Annotated in this window: 13 protein-coding genes; 8 read left to right on the top strand and 5 right to left on the bottom strand. The window is 65.3% G+C overall.

The features are described from left to right. The 5 genes from ACQGNJ_RS02815 to ACQGNJ_RS02795 form a co-directional block, all read right to left on the bottom strand. Nucleotides 1-142: transposase (locus tag ACQGNJ_RS02815; RefSeq protein WP_289418155.1), on the bottom strand; the 142-nt coding region annotated here is incomplete at its 3' end. Between the two features lie 40 nt (nucleotides 143-182). Next, nucleotides 183-656 (bottom strand): hypothetical protein, encoded by a 474-nt coding sequence (locus ACQGNJ_RS02810; RefSeq protein WP_426687715.1) that lies wholly within the window; start codon nucleotides 654-656, stop codon nucleotides 183-185. Nucleotides 657-741: 85 nt separating this feature from the next. Continuing rightward, entirely contained in the window at nucleotides 742-1488 is a 747-nt protein-coding gene (locus ACQGNJ_RS02805; protein ID WP_426687714.1) for a TSCPD domain-containing protein, read from the bottom strand. Between the two features lie 116 nt (nucleotides 1489-1604). Beyond that, complete coding sequence (locus ACQGNJ_RS02800) at nucleotides 1605-2342, bottom strand: hypothetical protein (RefSeq protein ID WP_426687713.1); 738 nt, start codon at nucleotides 2340-2342, stop codon at nucleotides 1605-1607. Nucleotides 2343-2366: 24 nt separating this feature from the next. Then, complete coding sequence (locus ACQGNJ_RS02795) at nucleotides 2367-5684, bottom strand: LAGLIDADG family homing endonuclease (protein ID WP_426687712.1); 3318 nt, start codon at nucleotides 5682-5684, stop codon at nucleotides 2367-2369. A gap of 350 nt (nucleotides 5685-6034) precedes the next feature. Between ACQGNJ_RS02795 and ACQGNJ_RS02790 the strand changes: the two genes are divergently transcribed. The 8 genes from ACQGNJ_RS02790 (at nucleotide 6035) to ACQGNJ_RS02755 (ending at nucleotide 19646) form a co-directional block, all read left to right on the top strand. After that, a complete protein-coding gene (locus ACQGNJ_RS02790) occupies nucleotides 6035-7450 on the top strand; it encodes a DegQ family serine endoprotease (protein WP_426687711.1) in 1416 nt (471 codons plus the stop codon). A gap of 239 nt (nucleotides 7451-7689) precedes the next feature. Beyond that, nucleotides 7690-9027 carry a LysM peptidoglycan-binding domain-containing protein gene (locus tag ACQGNJ_RS02785; protein WP_426687710.1) on the top strand — a complete coding sequence of 446 codons (1338 nt, stop codon included), beginning with the start codon at nucleotides 7690-7692 and terminating at the stop codon, nucleotides 9025-9027. 9 nt (nucleotides 9028-9036) lie between these two features. Beyond that, on the top strand, nucleotides 9037-9741 hold the full coding sequence (locus tag ACQGNJ_RS02780) for an HAD family hydrolase (RefSeq protein WP_426687709.1): 705 nt from the start codon (nucleotides 9037-9039) through the stop codon (nucleotides 9739-9741). A 105-nt stretch (nucleotides 9742-9846) separates the two neighbouring features. Continuing rightward, nucleotides 9847-11226, top strand: coding sequence for a leucyl aminopeptidase family protein (locus ACQGNJ_RS02775; RefSeq protein ID WP_426687708.1), 1380 nt, complete (start codon nucleotides 9847-9849; stop codon nucleotides 11224-11226). A 137-nt stretch (nucleotides 11227-11363) separates the two neighbouring features. Further along, entirely contained in the window at nucleotides 11364-13094 is a 1731-nt protein-coding gene (locus ACQGNJ_RS02770; RefSeq protein WP_426687707.1) for a M1 family metallopeptidase, read from the top strand. A 348-nt stretch (nucleotides 13095-13442) separates the two neighbouring features. Further along, a complete protein-coding gene (locus tag ACQGNJ_RS02765) occupies nucleotides 13443-16340 on the top strand; it encodes a TonB-dependent receptor plug domain-containing protein (RefSeq protein ID WP_426687706.1) in 2898 nt (965 codons plus the stop codon). A 105-nt stretch (nucleotides 16341-16445) separates the two neighbouring features. Next, complete coding sequence (locus tag ACQGNJ_RS02760; RefSeq protein WP_426687705.1) at nucleotides 16446-18299, top strand: tetratricopeptide repeat-containing sulfotransferase family protein; 1854 nt, start codon at nucleotides 16446-16448, stop codon at nucleotides 18297-18299. Between the two features lie 24 nt (nucleotides 18300-18323). Next, complete coding sequence (locus tag ACQGNJ_RS02755; protein ID WP_426687704.1) at nucleotides 18324-19646, top strand: aspartyl/asparaginyl beta-hydroxylase domain-containing protein; 1323 nt, start codon at nucleotides 18324-18326, stop codon at nucleotides 19644-19646. Nucleotides 19647-19669 lie beyond the last annotated feature (23 nt).

Here is a 19669-nt window from a genome sequence, read left to right as displayed (position 1 = left end):
TGCCGCCGTACTTGGACTTCCATACGTAGTAGGTCGCATCCGATATGCCCAGCTCGCGACATACATCCTTGACCTGGCGACCACCTTCGACCTGCTTCAGCGTCGCGACGATCTGACTTTCAGTGAATTTGCTCTTGCGCATCGTGGGTCTCCTTGCGGCTAGTTTGACCGGAGACCTCTGGTTATGCCTGGATCAAGATTACGGGGAGTCGACAACTAGAGTTGCTATCGCAAAGAAGCTCCGCCAGTCGCTCACTCTTCTGCTCAATAACATCACCAACTTCCGAATACTCTTCGTTAGCTTCAGCACGCAATTTGTCACAATCAAAAATATTTACTGGTAAATGCCGCGCACCGCCATCCGCCGAACCCCGCTGGCGGCCACCAGCGTATCCAAAGGCTTCGAAAAAGCCCATATGTGCGGCATAGGTCATACGCTCATGATTTTTACACTCAAAGAGCTCGACCCTATTTCTAGCCGCGGTTCGTTGAAGCTCGCTGGAAACCACGAGCATCGCAAAAGGCTCGACCGATCCAACGCCATCAAAATCGACGCAAATCGAAGATGCGTCATCGATAGTTGCAAGCTCTATCGTCAATTCCAGCGCCGCCAATAGATCAAGAGTCTTTGGTATTTTTATTGTCTTATGGGACATAACCTATAAAAATTGCCAGAGAAAAATTAAAAAGGGCGGTTATCCGCCCCTTTTTCTATTAGCTATATTTTCAATGGTCCTTATCTCACCCACACTTGCTATACCCACAATTCAAGCAAGTCTGGCAGTTGTCCATCAGCACCAGCGCCTTGGTATTGCACTTGTCGCACATCATCGACCCCGGCGGAAACGACAGCGCCTCACCCGCGCCCGCTTCGGCAGCAGCGCCCGCATCGGCAGCCTTCTTCGCGCCCAGCGCCTCATACGCCGCCCGCTTCTCCACGATCAGCTTCCGCGTCGCCTCGTCCATCTCCGGGTCACGGATCAGCCCGATGTTCTTCATGTGCTGCTCCACCACCGAGCCGATCTCGGCGACGATGGAAGGCATGTACACGCCGCCGGACTTGAAGTAGCCGCCGCGCGGGTCGAATACGGCCTTGAGTTCTTCGACGATGAAGGTGACGTCGCCGCCCTTGCGGAACACGGCGGACAGAATGCGGGTGAGCGCCACGATCCACTGGAAGTGGTCCATGTTCTTCGAGTTGATGAAGATCTCGAACGGGCGGCGCAGTTCGTGTTTGGTGCCGGCGTTGAGCACGATGTCGTTGATGGTGACGTACAGCGCGTGTTCGAACAGCGGCGACTTGATCTTGAAGGTGGAGCCGACCAGGGTTTCCGGCCGCTCGACACTTTCGTGCATCTGGATCACTTCGGCTTGCTTGGGCTCGGCGGCGCGCGCTTCTTTCGCGGCAGCAGCGGCCTGGCTGGCAACCTTGTCTTCGGGGTTGACCACGTTGTAGCCGGTGATCTTCTTGTCGATCTTGATTGCCATGGTGTTCGCTTCGTGGTTCGGGAGTATGGGTGCTGGATGAACGGCGCCGGGGTGGACACGGCCTGGGGCTGGAGATCATCCGGCCCGGCGCAAGGCCGGGCCGGATGCGGTGGTGCTTACTTCCTTTTTGCAGCGGCCTTCTTGGCGGCAGGCTTGCGCGCTGCCGACTTGACGCTCGCCTTCTTGCTGGCAGTGGACCTCTTTGCCGTCTTGGCGACGGCTTTCTTGCTGGCGGACTTCTTGACTGCCGCCTTCTTCGGTGCGGCCTTCTTGCTGGCCGACTTCTTGCTGCTGACCTTCTTTGTGACCTTGGCGGCGTTCTTCTTCACCACCTTGGTGACTTTCCTGGCGCCCTTCTTCACCGCCTTCTTGGCGCTGGCGGCCTTGCGCGCAACCTTCTTGACCGCTTTCTTCACGGCCTTCTTCGGCGCTGCCTTCTTCACGGCCTTCTTGCTGGCGGCCTTTTTCGGCGCTGCCTTCTTGACTGCCTTCTTGGGCGCGGCCTTCTTCGCCGCTGCCTTCTTGGCTGCCTTCTTCGGCGCAGCCTTTTTCACGGCGGCTTTCTTGGCGGCCTTCCCGGGCGCGGCTTTCTTCGCCGCAGCCTTGGGAGCGGCCTTTTTCGGCGCCGCCTTCTTCTTCGGTACAGCCTTCACGGCAACCGGTGCGTCCGCCGGAGCGGCGGCGGGCACGTCCGGCAGTACCGGCAGGGTGATGGCCGGTGCTTCGACGGCAACGGGTGTGCTGCCTGCTTCAACTTCGTTATCGATGGACATGCTGGTGTTCCCCTCCGAATGTAATGTCAGTACGTGTCGCGGCCTTTCGGGAATCGACGCATTCAGCGGAAACGCGCACACCCCGAACCCGGGTGCGCGCCTTGCCTAGAACTTGCCGTAATACCCTTCCTTCAAGGCATCGAAGAGGTTGGCGGCCGAATGCATCTCGCCGTCGTATTCCACCTGCTCATTGCCTTTCAGTTCGACAACGCTACCGTCTTCCAGCTCGAAGCGGTAGAGGGTGTTTTCAAGATCGGAATCCTTGACCAGCACGCCCTGGAATGCCGCGGGGTTGAAGCGGAACGTGGTGCATCCCTTCAGGCCCTGCTTGTAGGCGTAGAAGTAGATGTCCTTGAAGTCTTCGTAGGGGTAGTCGGTGGGCACGTTCGCGGTCTTGGAGATCGACGAGTCGATCCACTTCTGCGAGGCGGCCTGGATGTCGACGTGCTGTTTCGGGCTGATGTCGTCGGCGGCGACGAAGTAGTCGGGCAGCTTGTTGGCGGCCTCGTCGGTGTACGCCTTGGCGTCGGCATTGATCAGCGCGCGGTAGGCCAGCAGCTCGAAGCTGAGCACCTCGACCTTTTCCTTGGACTTCTTGCCTTCGCGGATCACGTTGCGCGAGTAGCTGTGCGCGAAGCTGGGCTCGATGCCGTTGCTGGCGTTGTTGGCCAGGCTCAGGCTGATGGTGCCGGTGGGGGCGATCGAGCTGTGGTGGGTGAAGCGCGCGCCGGTCTCGGCCAGCTGCTCGACCAGGTTCGGCGCCACCGTGGCGATGCGCTGCATGTAGCGGCTGTATTTGGCGTGCAGCACGCGGCCGGGGATGCTGTCGCCGATCTTGTAGCCGTCGGTGACCATTTCCGGGCGCTTGCGCAGCATGTCGCCGGTGACGGTGTAGTCGCGCAGCAGCACCGGCGCGGCGCCCTTCTCTTTCGCCAGTTCCAGCGCCACTTCCCAGCCGGCCACCGCCATCTCGCGCGAGACTTCCTCGGTGAAGGCGACCGCTTCGGCGCCGCCGTAGCGGTGCTTGAGCATGGTCACGGTGGAACCCAGGCCGAGGAAACCCATGCCGTGGCGGCGCTTGGACATGATCTCGTTGCGCTGCTGTTCCAGCGGCAGGCCGTTGATCTCGACCACGTTGTCGAGCATGCGGGTGAACACCTTGACCACCTCGCGGTACTCGTCCCAGTCGAAGCGCGCCTTGGGGCCGAACGGGTCGCGCACGAAGGTGGTCAGGTTGATCGAGCCGAGCAGGCACGAGCCGTACGGCGGCAAGGGCTGCTCTCCACACTGTCCGGTTACCAGACCATTGAAAATCACCGCGTTGTGATCGGACTGGGTGGTGTCGAACACCGCCTCTTCGCCGACGTATTCGATGCTCGAAATCTTCGACGTGAAGCGTTGGGTTTTGAGCAGAGCCTTCCCTTCGCGCCAATCGAGATAACGCCGGGTCTTGGCCGGCAACAGGAAACCAATCTCGCTCATGAAACGTTCGCGCGACTCGCCGTCGATGATCAATTCGTAATCGGCGGAGCAGGCATAACTGCGCTTGCCAGCGTGACCATCGGGTAGCTCGCGCCTTCCCGCCGCACGTCGCTGCTTGATGCGGCAGAACACGCCGAAGTTGGCCAACAGCATCTGCACATCCTTGAGCAGATCCGGATGACTGGAAGCCAGACGCACCGAACAACTCAGGCTGCGACCGGAGACATTGACCGTGCCATCGCACTGGAATAGGGCGCTCAGGTAGCTCTTGACGCAAGCCTCGCTGCCCCGCCAGACCACTTCGGGCACACGCAACTTGGTAGCGGCGCTGAAGCCGTAATGTTCCAGAAGGCGGGCCAGCAGCACGGAGCGGATGAAAACACAATTACGCTCTGGCACGGCCACGGGAGCGACTTGATAGGTGCGCAGATCATTCTGGGCGGTATGCACGATCAAGGTATTGACATAGGTGGCCACGCGGTCGGCCAGAGCGCGCTCCTCACCCCACAGGGTCACAATGGCTGCCTGCTGGTCCTTGCCGCGATTGGTGAAGTGGCCATCGCCGGCGATCAGACCCAAGAGGAGGCCAAGGTCTTCGCTGCCCTGTTGGCCAAACTGGCCTTTGCCGGACTGCACGAGCATGCGGTCACCAACCTTCAGGTCACGCAATTTGATCTTGCCGCGTTCGACGTAGAAGTCGTGCCATTCGGTGGCCTTGATTTCGTAGCCGTCCTCGGTCGTCACCCTGAAAACCGGGGCTCGGGGAGCGGTCATGAAGGCGGGCTTGGCCGGCCGCGTTTCCACGCCGCGACCATCCAGCTCCAGCGAGCGCCGATCGACCGACACCTCCAGTGGCGCACCGCTGGCGTGGAGTTCACCGATGGGCACCATGCCGTATTGCGTCGCCAGTCGCGTGTCGGCGGTGACGCAGGGATTGGTCGCGCGGATGTGCTCGCACCACCAGTTGTTGTTCATCTCGTTGACCTTGTCGATCAGGATGAAACCCGGCTCGGCATAGTCATAGGTGGACACCATGATCATGTCCCACAGGTGCCGCGCGCGGATGTGGCTGTAGATCTTGCAGGCGACCAGGCCGTCTTCGCGGTCCACGTAGTTTTCGTGGGTGGGCCATTCGCGCCAGATCACCTGGGCCGGATCGTTGACGTCGATCTCGCCCTCTTCCTTGACGTGCACCGGGAACACCAGCGGCCAGTCCCGGTCGTTTTCGACCGCGTCCATGAAGCCGTCGGTGATCAGCAGGCTCAGGTTGAACTGGCGCAGCCGGCCGTCTTCGCGCTTGGCGCGGATGAATTCCTTGGCGTCCGGATGGCTGATGTCGAAGGTGCCCATCTGCGCGCCGCGGCGGCCGCCGGCGGACGACACGGTGAAGCACATCTTGTCGTAGATATCCATGAACGACAGCGGGCCGCTGGTGTAGGCACCGGCGCCGGAGACGTAGGCGTTGCGCGGACGCAGCGTGCTGAACTCGTAGCCGATGCCGCAGCCGGCCTTCAGCGTCAGGCCGGCCTCGTGCACCTTCTCCAGGATGTCGTCCATCGAATCATGGATGGTGCCGGAGACGGTGCAGTTGATCGTGCTGGTGGCCGGCTTGTGCGCCAGCGCGCCGGCGTTGGAGGTGATGCGGCCGGCGGGGATCGCACCGCGGCGCAGCGCCCACAGGAATCTTTCGTACCAGTGGCCGCGCAGCTCGTCGGTGGTTTCCACGTCCGACAGCGCGCGCGCCACGCGCTGGTAGGTTTCGTCGATGGTGGCATCGACCGGCTCGCCGGACTTCGCCTTCAGGCGGTACTTCTTGTCCCAGATGTCGTAGGACGCAGGTTGCAGCGGAATTTCCACGATGGCATCACGGCTGGCGGCTGGATGGTTGTTCGAGTTCGGGCTGGACGCTGAACTGGTGGCTGGGGCACGCACTGTGCTCATCGGTTTCTGAGACCTCTCGCTGCGGCCTCGCGGCCGGCGTTGTTTTTTTATTCGCTGCGGCTGCGCCGCGCATGGCTGTTTCGATGGCATTGCGCCGCCGCGAGGATTGCCCTCCGACCGCGCTGCCAGCGCTTTCCGACAACAACGACTCCCCCTCAAGAGCGTTACGCCCGACCCCAGCACTAGTCTGGGTGCCAGCTGTCGAACACAAGATGTTGTGGTTGCTACCGGATAGGCAAGTTAACCCCGACGTCGCCCGATGTAAAGTCCCACGACAGCCATCGGCGCAGCGGAACCGTGGCGCGGCGTTCCGGTCGAAGCTGCGCCGCTATCGACCCACGGGAGGCCCCATGCATCACTCATCTTCACGGCTTGTGCGTCCACCTCTGGCGCGCTGGTTCGGCGCCGCGCTGGCCGCCGCCTTGCTGCTGCCGATCGCACCGGCTGCCCGCGCCGCGACCCTGCCCGCGGCGGTCGACGGCCAGCCGATGCCGTCGCTGGCGCCGATGCTGGGCCGGGTGACCCCGACGGTGGTGAACATTTCCACCACCACGCGGGTACCGGTGCGCGATGCGTACTTCGACGACCCGATGATGCGCCAGTTCTTCGGCCTGCCCAGCACGCCGCGCGAGCGGGTCGAGCAGAGCCTGGGCTCGGGCGTGATCGTGGATGCGGCCAAGGGCTATGTGCTGACCAACAACCATGTCGTCGGCGGCGCGGACGACATCAGCGTGACGCTGCAGGACGGGCGCACCTTCAAGGGCAAGCTGATCGGCACCGACCCGGCCACCGACGTGGCGGTGGTGCAGATTCCCGCGCAGAAGCTGCAGGCGCTGCCGCTGGCCGACTCCTCGCAACTGCAGGTGGGCGACTACGTGGTGGCGGTGGGCGACCCGTTCGGGCTGGGCCAGACGGTGACCGCCGGCATCGTCTCGGCGCTGGGCCGTTCGGGCCTGGGTGAGAACGCCTCCGGCATGGGCGGCTACCAGAATTTCATCCAGACCGATGCGTCGATCAACCCGGGCAACTCCGGCGGCGCACTGGTCAACCTGCGCGGCGAGCTGGTCGGCATCAACACGATGATCTTCTCGCCGTCCGGCGGCAATGTCGGCATCGGTTTCGCGATTCCCAGCAACCTGACCAGCGAGGTGATGGCGCAGTTGCTGGCGCATGGCAAGGTGCAGCGTGGCAGCCTGGGCGTGCAGACCCAGGCGATCACCCCGCGCATCGCGCAACTGCTGCAACTGAAGGACAGCAACGGCGTGGTGGTGACCCAGGTGCGCGACGGCTCGGCCGCCGAACGCGCCGGCCTGCAGGCGGGCGATGTGCTGACCACACTGAATGGCAAGCCGCTGCGCAGCGTGCAGGAGCTGAACAATGCCGAAGGCCTGCTGCCGCTGGGCAGCACGCTGCGGCTGGGTGTGCTGCGCGCGGGCAAGCCGAGCGAGATCAGCGCCACGCTCACCGCCGAAAAGCTGGCCGGTATCGACGGCGGCCAGCTCGACCCGCGGCTGGCCGGCGTGCATTTCAGCGAGCTGAGCCAGGATCAGCGCAGCCAGGGCTGGTACGGCGTGGCGATCACCGCGGTGCAGCCGGGCAGCCGCGCGGCGCGCGCCGGTCTGCGCACGGACGAGGTGGTGATCGGCGTGGGCAGCCAGCGCATCACCAGCCTGCATGTATTGCGCGGCCTGGCCGGCGTGAAGCCGCGCCAGCTGGTGCTGGTGGTGGCCGGTGACGATGGCACCCGCTATGTGGTGATCAACTGAGCGCGGCTCACTGCAGCCATGCCGCCCGTTCAGCAAAAAGCGTGGCCGGGATCGCTCCCGGCGCGTGTTCCGGCGCACAGGCCGGGCGCCTGATCCGGCGCAAATGCATGAAAGTGCTTGATGTTCCGCCCCCGGGCCGATGAAATACCGGCATCGCTTCAGCCTGCGTGCGCCTGCCAGGCGCCATACTCGCCTTCCATCAGCATCTACACATCATCATTCCGGGGTTGCCCATCGCCATGTCTGTTCGTCTTGTCCGCCTGTTGTCCGTCGCCCTGCTCGGTGCCTGTCTCGCCACACCCGCCCTGGCCAAGAGCCATCCGAAGGCGAAAGCGAGCGCACCGGCGAAGAGCAGCCTGATCTGGCGCGGCGACGTGGCGACGGCCAATGGCGTGGTCGATGAAGTGGCCAAGGCGTGGGAGAAGAGCGGCCACGGTCGCGTCGAGCTGCAGCCGTTCAACACCGCCTCGGGCATCGACGCGGTCGCCAACGGCACCGCCGACCTGGCTGGCAGCGCACGACCGGCCGACAGCAGCGCGCAGAACGCCGGGCTCACCTTCACGCCGGTGGCGTGGGACGGGCTGGTGATCATCACCCAGTCGTCCAACCCGATCCGCAGCCTCACGCTGAAGCAGGTGCACGACATCTACTACGGCAAGATCCACAACTGGAGCGAAGTGGGCGGCAGCAACGCGCCGATCGACGTGTACGCGGTGGCCAGCCCCGGCGACGGCGTGGAATACAGCCTGCGCACCCTGCTGTTCGGCCGCGGCAACCAGCCGGTGGCGGCGCCGCGACTGTACGTGAACACGCGCAAGCTGGAAGAAGGCATTGCGCTGAACCCGAACGGTTTTGGCGTGGCCACGCTCACCGGCATCAGCGGCAACGCGAAAGTGAAGGCGATTCCGATCAACGGCAAGTCGGCCACGGTGGCGAACATCGCCGACGGCAGCTATCCGCTGTTCATTCCGCTGTACCTGGTGACCAATCCGAACAGTGCGAAAGCGGCCCAGGCGCAGGCCTTCGTCGACTTCGTGCAGACCGAGCCGGGCAAGGCCGCACTGCGCAAGCACGCCGTGCTGCCCTACCAGGACGGCAGCGCGCTGGCCTCGATGGACAGCTCGCGGCGCAGCAACATCCTGGCCGAAGTCGGCGCACGCGTGTCGCGTGGCACGCCGGTATCCGCGCCGGGCGCAACCTATGCGGCACGTGCCGCCATCGCGCCGACCTCGGCCGATACGCTGGCCGCGCGCATGGCGCTGGAAAAGCGTCGCGATGACGCGCAGCAGACCGCGCGCCTGAGCAAGATCCAGGGCAGCGTCAGCGACGTCACCGTCACCAGCGCCGCGCACGCCAGCGGCAGCGCCACCACGCTCAGCCGGCACCAGGGCAAGGACTTCGGCAAGGTCAGCGCGAATGCCAGCCAGACCTCGACCACCTACAAGGTGGCCAAGGGCGACACGCTGTCGACGATCGCCAAGCGGCATGCCGTCGAGGTGGCGCAGTTGCGCGAGTGGAACCATCTGAAGAGCGACCAGATCAAGCTGGGCCAGGTGCTGCGCATCAGCAACCGCTGAGTCGCTCCGGTGGCACCGATACTCGCCCTGACGCTGGATCTGGATGACACCTTGTGGCCGGTGCTGCCGGCGCTGGAACGCGCCGATGAGGCGGTGGACGCGTGGTTGCGCCAGTACCACCCCAGCGTGGCGCTGGCCTGGCCGATCACCGCGATGCGCGAGCTGCGCGCCCGGGTCGCCGCCGAACGGCTCGACCTGGCGCACGACTTCACCACCCAGCGCCAGCTCACCCTGCAGCATGCATTCGCCAGTTGCGGCGTGGACGAGGCGCCGATCGAGGCGCTGTGGGAAATCTATTTCGCCGCGCGCAACGGGGTGGAGCTGTATCCGGACAGCCTGCCCGCGCTGCAACGGATCACCGCGCGCTGGCCGCTGGCCAGCCTGACCAACGGCAATGCCGACTTGCAGCGGATCGGCATCGGCGCGCATTTCGTCCACCACATCTGCGCGCGCGACAGCGGCATGGCCAAGCCGGACCGGCGGATCTTCCTGGCCGCCGCCGAACAGCTGGGCGTGCCGCCGCAGCAGATCCTGCACGTGGGCGACGATCCGGCGATGGACGTGGCCGGCGCACGCGATGCCGGCCTGCGCACTGCGTGGATCAATCGCGACGGCGCGGCGTGGCCGGGCGAACTGGGCGCGCCGCCCGAACTGGACCTGCGCGACATGACCGCGCTGGCCGACTGGCTCGAAATACAGCACCCGTTCGTGTAGGCATGCGGCGGCGATTGCGCGCATGATTGGCGTTTTGACCCATCCTCGAACGCCATCCGTCGCGCCCGGCAGCGCGGCTGCCGACGCAAGCCCGAAGGAATACCCATGTCCGCCCTGATCGAACGCCAGTCCGGTAACCGCCACAGCATCGCCATCGAAACCACCGACGCCGCGCACTACGCGGCGAGCAGGCGCCGGCTGACCGCCGCGCAGCGCCGCTGGCTGGGCGACAGCGAATTCACGGCGGCGCCAGGCACGTTCGCGCTGCTGTCCGACGCGGCCGGCAAGCTGGTGCGCGTGCTGGTCGGCGTGGATGAGCAGCAGCCGCTGGGCGCACTCGCCGCGCTGCCGTGCAGCCTGCCCGCGGCGACCTACCATCTTGCCGACGAAGGCGTGCTGGACGACCGCCAGCAGGCGGCGCTGGGCTGGGCGCTGGGCGCGTATCAATTCACCCGCTACCGCCAAGCAAAGCGCGCGCCGGCCAGGCTCGCCGTGGCCGCCACCGAGTTGCAGACGCTGGCGCCGCTGGTCGAGGCGACCGCGCTGGTGCGCGACCTGGTCAACACGCCGACCGAGGACATGGGGCCGGAGCAGTTGAGCGACGCCATCCGCGGGCTCGGCAAGACGCACAAGGCGAAGGTGCGCGACTGGGTCGGCGACGAGCTGCTCAAGGCGAACTTCCCGACCATCCACGCGGTGGGTCGCGCCAGTCACCGCGCGCCGCGACTGATCGAACTGAGCTGGGGTCGCAAGGAGCACCCGCGACTGGTCGTGGTCGGCAAGGGCGTGTGCTTCGACACCGGCGGGCTCGACCTGAAGTCGTCCGACGGCATGCGCTGGATGAAGAAGGACATGGGCGGCGCCGCGCACGCGATCGCATTGGCCGGGCTGATCATGCAGGCGAACCTGCCGGTGCGGCTGACCCTGCTGATTCCAGCGGTGGAGAACGCGGTGGCCGGCAACGCGCTGCGCCCGGGCGAGGTGATCACCACTCGCGCCGGCCACAGCGTGGAGATCGACAACACCGATGCCGAAGGCCGGCTGGTGCTGTGCGACGCGCTGGCCTACGGCGCCGAGCAGCAGCCCGACCTGATACTCGACTTCGCCACCCTCACCGGCGCCGCGCGCGTGGCGCTGGGACCGGACCTGCCCGCGCTGTTCGCCAACGACGATGCCGCGGCCGCCGCACTGCTGGCCGCCAGCCGCGCGGTCGACGACCCGCTGTGGCAGATGCCGCTGTGGCGGCCGTACCGCAAGATGCTCGATTCGTACCTGGCCGACTTCGCCAATGCCGGTCCGTCGCGCCATGCCGGCGCGATCACCGCGGCGCTGTACCTGGAGCGCTTCGTGCCGGACGGCACACCCTGGCTGCACCTGGATACGTATGCGTGGAACGATGCCGATCGCCCGGGCCGCCCGCGCGGTGGCGAGGCGATGGGCGTGCGCGCGATGTTCGCCTACCTGCAGCAGCGCTACGCCGGCTGAGCGGGATGCGCGTGCTGGCCTGGCGGCAGGGAACCTGACCTCGGCTTGCATGACTTCCGGCATGACTTCTGGCGTTGTCGCCTGCCGCTGAAAGGTTGCATCCTGCGCGGATGCCCCCTCCCGCCGGAAACCATCGCATGCCCTTCCGTCCGCACCTGCTCGCCCTCGGCGTCACGCTCGGCCTCGCCAGCATCGCCGCCACGGCCACCACCACGGCCACCACGCAGCCGGCGCTCACCACGCAGACGCTGAATTCCGGCGGGGTGATGCCGGCCGAGCAGGCGCGGGTGCATTTCGACCATGCCGAGCTGCACTTCACGGTCGAGCCGGCGCAGCAAAGCATCGACGCCAGCGCCACGCTGAGCTTCACCGCGAAGACGGCCACCGACGTGCTGCTGCTGGACCTGGACCGCAACCTGCCGATCAGCGGCCTCGACCTCGACGGCAAGCCGCTGGCGGCCAGCGCGTGGAGCAATCCGGACGGCCGTTTGCGCATCCAGCTGCCGGCGATGCTCGCCGCCGGCGGCAAGGTCAGCGTGACCGTGCGCTACGGCGGCAAGCCGCACGTGGCGAAGAAGGCGCCGTGGGACGGCGGCTTCGTCTGGAGCCATACCGCCGACGGCCAGCCGTGGGTGGCCAGCGCGGTGGAAGGTGAAGGCTGCGACCTGTTCTGGCCGTGCATCGACCAGCCGCAGGGCGAACCGGACCTGGTCGACACGTACATCACCGTGGCCAGGACGCTGGCCGCGCCCGGCAACGGCGTGCTGGTCGGCATCACCGACCAGGGTGACCAGCACACCTACCACTGGCGCGCCAAGCATCCGGACACCTACGCCATCTCGATCAACGTCGGCCCGTTCAAATTGCTCAAGGGCAATTACGCCAGCCACTACGGCAACACCATCCCGCTGGAGCTGTGGTATCTGCCCGAGCATGCCGCGGGCGCGCAAGCGCTGTTCGGCGAGTTCCCGCGCATGCTGGATTTCTTCGAGCAGCAGATCGGCCCCTACCCCTTCGGCGACGAAAAGATGGGCGTGGTGGAAACCCCGCACCTGGGCATGGAACACCAGACCATCAACGCCTACGGCAACCAGTACCGCAAGAACGGCTACGGCTTCGACCAGCTGCTGCAGCACGAATTCGCGCACGAGTGGTTCGGCAACCAGGTGACCAATGCCGACTGGGACGACATGTGGCTGCACGAGAGCTTCGGCACCTACATGCAGCCGCTCTTCAGCCAGTACCTCAATGGCGACATGGACTACTTCAGCTGGCTGCACCAGTTGCGCCTGCAGTTGCGCAACCACCACCCGATCGTGTCAGGCAGCAGCAAGACCGAGGAGCAGGTCTACGACGAAAGCGCCGGCCCCGGCCAGGACATCTACAACAAGGGCGCGCTGATGCTGCACACCTTGCGCCAGCTGATCGGCGACAAGGACTTCTTCGACAGCACCCGGCGGCTGGTCTATGGCCGGCCCGACCCCAGGCCCGGCAACTTCAGCCCGCGCTACGCCAGCACCAACGACTACGTCGGGATCGTCGACCAGGTCACCGGACGCAAGCTGGACTGGTTCTTCGACGTCTACCTGCGCGACGCCGCGCTGCCGCGGCTGGACGAGCAGCGCGACGGCGACACGCTGAAGCTGCGCTGGGTGACCGAACACGGCAAGCCGTTCCCGATGCCGATCGAGGTGCAGGTGGGCGACACCGTGCACACCCTGCCGATGAGCGACGGCAGCGGCCAGCTCGCGGTGCCGGCCGGCAGCCTGCTGATCGTCGACCCGCGTTCGAAGGTGCTGCGCGAGGTGCCCTACGTCGGGGACTATCAGCAGTGGATGAAGCAGCAGCGGGCGGCGGCCAGCAAATAGCCGCGGCCCCGGCGGCGGACGCAGGCGCGGGATGCGTTGGCGCCCTCCCGGGCGCCTGCCTGCGCATGACCGCGACCCATCCGTGGGCCGGCACCGGGCCCGCAACCGCCTTCGTGGAGGCGGCAGCACCATGGCCACCGGCAAGCGCCCGGCCGGACTGCCGAATGGACGGCCGAACGGATTCCGGGGCTCAGTGCGCGGGAGCGATTCTGGGAGTAATCTGCGAAACATTGCGCAAGCCGACGCGAAACGCCGGTTTGCGCAACGTGCACCCCGGGGGGGGACTCGATACGTTCGATGGCTGGGAACAAATAGCAATTTCACTGGGGAGACCACATGAAATACGGCATGAATCACTTGTCACTGGCGGTGCGCCTGGCCTTGGGCGCAGGCATTCTCACCGCGGCCGGCCTGGCCCAGGCGCAGACGCCGCCAACTGACACCGCGTCATCGTCCGACCAGAACACCGCACCATCCGACCAGAACACTTCACCAGCCGACCAGAACGCCCCGCCGTCGAAGAGCAAGGCCAAGACCCTGCAGTCGGTGGTGGTGACCGGTTCGCTGATCCGCCGCGTGGACATCGAGACATCCAGTCCGGTGGTGACGCTGGATCGCACGGCCATCTCGAATGCCGGCAATCCGACCATGGGCAATGTGCTGCAGGCACTGCCCAGCATCGCCGGCAATGCCACCAATACCCAGAACAACACCAACGGCGGCGGCATCGCCAGTCCCTCGCTGGAAGGCGGCGACGGCGCCGCACGCGTTTCGTTGCGAGGACTGGGCGTCAATCGCACCCTGGTGTTGATCGACGGCCAGCGCATGGCCAATGCCGATATCAACATGATCCCGCAGAGCATGATCGAGCGGGTCGATGTGCTGGCTGAGGGTGCTTCGACGGTGTACGGCTCCGACGCGATCGGCGGCGTGGTGAACTTCATCCTGCGCAAGGACTACAAGGGCGTCGAAGCCAGCATCAACGGCGGCATCTCCAGCCATGGCGACGGCCAGCGGCACGGCCTGAGCATCATCGGCGGCATGAGCGGCGACAACTACAACATCGTCGGCGGCCTCGACTACAACAAGTACGACGCCGCGCTGGCCAGCCAGCGCAAGTTCTCCTCGAACCCGCTGTACCTGTCCAGCGGCGCGCTCACCTCCTCCGGTTCCAGCACCATCCCGACCGGCAAGATCCAGCTGCCCGCGTCGTTTGCCGGCCAGTATGGCTGCACGGTCAAGAACGGAAAAATCCTCGCCACCAAGGCACAGGGCGACGGGTCTAGCCAGGCCGATTACCGCTGCGACAACTACCCTGCGGATTCGTACAACTACAACACCTACAACTACATCCAGACCGCGCAGCAACGCACCGACGGCTTCCTGCTCGGCAGCTACAACCTGACCAGCCACCTGACCTTCTTCGCCAATGCGTTCTTCAACCACACGCAGTCGAGCGGCCAGGACGCGCCCGCGCCCACCGCGGTCGGCGACGGCTGGTACGTGGCGGCCAGCAACCCGATCAATCCCTTTGGCGTCACCTTCGGCACCGATCCCGCCAACCCGACCGATCCGAACGGCGGCTATGGCTTCAACCTCCGCCTGACCGGGGCCGGCAATCGCCTGCACACCTTTGACACCCAGAACGTGCAGGTCAACACCGGCCTGCGCGGAGCGTTCGGGCAGAGCAGCTGGAACTGGGATGCCACGCTCAACTATGGCCATGCCAGACGCGTACAGCGCAATTACAACGAGCTCAACATCGCCCAGTTCCAGTCGGCCATCAACAGCGGCGTGAATATCTTCGACCAGGCCAATCAGCCCGCCCTCAAGGGTCTGGTGGACAATCCGGTGTACGTGTTCACCAATGCCACCAAGCAGGTGCAGTTCGACGCCAACGGCGAGCTGTGGGACCTGCCGGCCGGCAGCATGCAACTGGCTGTCGGTGGCTTGTATCGCAAGCAGACGATGAATTACACCGTCACCTCCGATGCCGTCCTCGATCTGTCCACCGGTACCTGCGCGATCCTGCAGGAAGGCTGCGGCTCACCCGGCCGCGGCAGCGACAACGTCAAGGAAATCTATGCCGAGTCGCTGATCCCGCTGCTTTCCGAGCAGCCTGGGGCGTATTCGCTGAACCTCGATCTGGGCATCCGCTACTCGGATTACGACACCAGCGGCTCGACCACCAACGGCAAGATCGCCGTCGAGTGGAAACCGATCGCCGACCTGCTGGTTCGCGGCACGGTGTCCCAGGTGTTTCGCGCGCCGAACCTGGATGAACTCTACGACGGCATCACCCTCGTCCAACCGAACTTGAATGACCCCTGCGTGGGCCTCACGACGGCCGAGCTCGCGCAGCACGCCGCCGCCTGCCAGTCAGTCCCGGCCAACTGGGTGAACACCAATGCCCAGGTCAACACGTATTACTCGGGCGCCAGCACGGTGGGCCAGTCGCTCAAGCCGGAACAGGGCAAGTCGATCGATTTCGGTCTGGTTTACAACCCCAGCTGGATGGATGGCGTGTCCACCAGCGTCGACTTCTGGCACATAACGCTCAAGGATCTGTTGACGCCCATCGCCGCCTCGACGGTGGTCAATGGCTGCTTTGCCAACAACAGCAGCCCGTATTGCGCCTTGATCACCCGCTACGGCACCAATACCCAGCAGGCGGGCGACGTCAAGGTGATCAATACGCCAACGGTCAATCTGGGCAGCCTCAGCACCAGCGGCATCGACTTCACGCTGAACTACAAGGTCCCGCATTTCGACCTGGGCAGCGTGAATCCGGGTGACTTCAAGGCCGGCTTCGCCAGCACCTATCTGTCCACCTACAACAACAATGCCACGCCTGGCCAGCCGGGCGCGCACACAGTCAACTACGCCGGCACCTTCAGCCCGCAGTTCGGCAACATGGCGCGCTGGCGCGGCACGCTGACGCTCAACTGGGCGCTGGGCAACTGGGACGCCCAGTGGCAAACCCGCTACATCAACCACCTGACCAACCTGAATGCGGATGCCTCCATCCAGGGCGTCAACCTGCCGATGGCCTCGGTGTTGTACCACTCGATCCAGCTTGGCTATGCGATCCCGTCGTGGCATGCACGGATCGACGTCGGCGTGGACAACCTCAGCGACAAGATACCGCCGCTGGTCTATCAGAATGGCACGAACTACAACGTGGATGCCTCTACCTACGACACGATCGGCCGCTATTACTGGGCGCGTGCCACGGTCAAGTTCTGATCGGCTGAGCCTGCTGCAAGTTCCACCGTAACCTGGAGGGGCCGCGAGATATTCTTGCGGCCCCTCTTGCATAATGAGGGCCAGCAGGCCACCGAGCGGAAAGGCATGACCGCAGCTACCCACAGTCTCGTCGCGGCGATGAGCAGCGCCTTCGACGCTGGCGACATGGAGCGGGTCATCGCCTTGGGCGAAGGTGCGGCTGCAGCGGACGAAGCGACCCTGCTCTGGCTGGGCCTTGCCTGTTATGCCTGCGCGCGCCACCAACAGGCCGCAGACGCGTTTGCGTCGTTGACGCGCATGCAGCCGCAGGTGCCTGCGTACTGGAACAACCTCGGACTCGCCTGCCGCCAGCATGGCGACCTGGAAGCCGCCGAGCAGGCATTCCGGAAGGCGCTCGCGCTGGCGCCGGACGATGCCGAGCTGCACTACAACCTCGGCTTGCTGCATCTGCAGCAACGACATTGGGTAAGGGCCAGGCAGGCATTGCTGGATGCGGTGGCGCTGTCGCCCCGCTTCATCGAGGCTCGCCTGCAGGCCGCGCACGCGTGCTACGTCGGTGGCGACAATGAAGGTCAGCAGGCCATGCTGGCCGGCGCCGACGCATGGCCGGCCCAGTCGGGCGAGCAGGCGCTGATCCTGGCCGCAATGCTTTCTGCGCAAGGCGAACTCGACATCGCGCTGCGCACACTGGCCCGGGCGCAGCTACCCGATGGAGCGGCCGCCGGAATCATGCGGCTGCGTATCGCCGCGCAGAGAGCGGTGCTTTACGAACGCGGCAACCAGCTCGATCGCGCACGCGCGGAGCTGCGCCAGTTGCCACTGGATGTGCTCGAGCAGCTGCCCGCCGATGCGCAGGAGGCACGCGCCGAAGGCTGGAGCGCCCATGCGGCACTGGCCATGCGTGCCGCCGACCATGCCGTCGCTGCCGCACTGTATCGCCGCGTGCTCACGCTGACCCTCGACGACCAGCATCGGGCCAACGCGGCGTTTGGCCTGGCCGCGGCCAGCAGCCGGATGAGCCGACACGACGAAGTATGGCCTGCGTTGCAGACCGCGCATGCCGCGCAGCTCGCCATGGCGCAAGACATCGTGCCGGAGCTGATGCAGCCGGACAGCGTGCCGCTGCAGATGGCTACCCGTCTGGTGGACCACGCGGCCTATCAGGGCTGGAATCCACTGCCTTCGCCGCCGATCGAGCGCCAGCCGGTTTTCGTGGTCGGCTTTCCGCGTTCCGGCACGACGCTGCTGGAGCAGATGCTCGACGCGCATCCCGACCTTCGCTCAATGGACGAACGCGCCTTCATCCATGACCTGACCGAGGCCATGGAGGTGACCGGCCAGCACTATCCCGGCGACCTGGCCGGGCTCTCGGCGAGCGAGGCGGAGCAGTTGCGTGCGGTCTATTTCCGCCGGGTCGGCCAGGTCGTGCCCGACCTCGGAACGCGCCGACTGGTCGACAAGAATCCGCTGAACATGTTGTGCCTGCCGATGATCATGCGCCTGTTCCCGCAGGCGCGCATCATCCTGTGCCTGCGCCATCCCTGCGACGTGTTGCTGAGCTGCTACATGCAGTCGTTCCGCTCGCCCGCCTTCATGGTGATGTGCTCGTCGCTGCAGCGTCTGGCGAACGGCTACGCGCACGCCTTCGAGCACTGGCAAAAACATGTCGAGGTGTTCGCCCCGCCGGTGCTCGAATGGCGTTACGAAGCGGTGGTCGCGGATGTCGACGCGAACCTGGCCAGGCTTGGCGACTTCCTCGACCTCGCCGACGCTTCGCCGATGGCCGGCTTTGCCGAACATGCCAGCGGCAAGCGCTTCATCAGCACGCCGAGCTACGCCCAGGTGACCCAGGGCATCAACCGCAAGGCGGTCAATCGCTGGCATGCCTACCGCGGGATGTTCGAACCCGTGCTGCCGACCCTGCGTCCATTCATGCATCGATTCGGCTACACCGACTGATGCAGGCGCCATGACCGAACACCGATGAGCAATCCCACCGACCCGGCCCTGGAAAGCTTGCGCACGATCGCCCGGCAACAGCTGCGCCAGGATGCATTGGCGGCTGCCGAGAAGTCTTTCCTCGACCTGCTCGAGCGGCAGCCACAGGACGTCGAGGCGCTGCGGTTCGTCGCCAGCTGCCAGTCCGAACGCGGGGAACATGAGGCGGCCCTCCCGCGCCTGCAGCTCGCGCTCACGCTGAGCCGGGACGATCCGGCCAGCTGGATCCAGCTGGCCAACGCGCAGATGGCGGCGGAGGATTTCAGCGGCGCGGCGACCAGCTTCCGCGGCGGGCTTTCGCTGGCGCCACACATCTTCGTGGCGCGCCTGCAACTGGGTGTGGCACTGGAGCAACAGGGTCAGTCGCACGAAGCTCTGAAGGCCTACTTCATGGCCATCGAGAGTGCGCGGCTGATGCACCGATGGCAGGACGATGCCACCACCGCGCCCGGCCTGCGCGACGCCGTGAAACACGCCGTGCAATACGTCAACCAGGGCCGCCGCCAACTTTTTCGCGGCGTGCTGGATCCGCTGCGCGAACGCTATGGCAGCGCAGAACTGGCTCGGGTCGAACGCAGCCTGGCGATCTATTTCTCCGACCAGCCGGCGAACATCCCCGATCCGCGGCAGAAACCGAAATTCCTGTATTTCCCCGACATCACCAGCCAGCCGTACTATCCGCGCCGGCATTTCCCGTGGCTGGAAGCACTGGAGGCGGCGAGCGCCGCCATCAGCGAGGAGCTGCACGCCGTGCTTGCGCAGGAACGGTCACTTGAGTCGTTTCTGGGGGAGGCTCCGCCGCAGGTGGCTGGGGGCATGCTGCGCTCGTCCAGTCAGCTGGAGCCGGCCTGGAATGCCTACTTTTTCTATCGCCACGGGCAGCGTTACGACGACCATTGCGCGCGTTGCCCGCAGACCACCGCCGTGCTGGACAGCTTGCCGCTGGTGCGCATCCGCGGCCACGCGCCGGAAACGCTGTTTTCCGTGCTCAGTCCGGGAACGCACATCCTGCCGCATACCGGCGTCACCAACACGCGGCTGGTCACCCATCTTCCGCTTGTCGTACCACCCGATTGCGCCCTCCGCGTGGGTGACGAAGAGCACGTCTGGCAGGAAGGTCGTTGCGTGACGTTCGACGACACCTGGGAGCACGAGGCCTGGAACCGCAGCGGGCAGACGCGCGTGGTGTTGATCCTGGACAACTGGCATCCCGAGCTCAGCGAGGCGGAACGCGCCGCGGTAACCGACCTGGTCGAGGCGATCGGCGATTTCAACCAGTCCTGCGAGATACCCGTCCCGGTGGTCTGATTTCTGCCATCAGGAACGCCAGG

Origin of the sequence: Rhodanobacter ginsengiterrae (assembly GCF_050026815.1) — a bacterium.
Classification (GTDB): domain Bacteria; phylum Pseudomonadota; class Gammaproteobacteria; order Xanthomonadales; family Rhodanobacteraceae; genus Rhodanobacter; species Rhodanobacter ginsengiterrae.
This window is presented reverse-complemented; position numbering and strand designations above follow the sequence as displayed.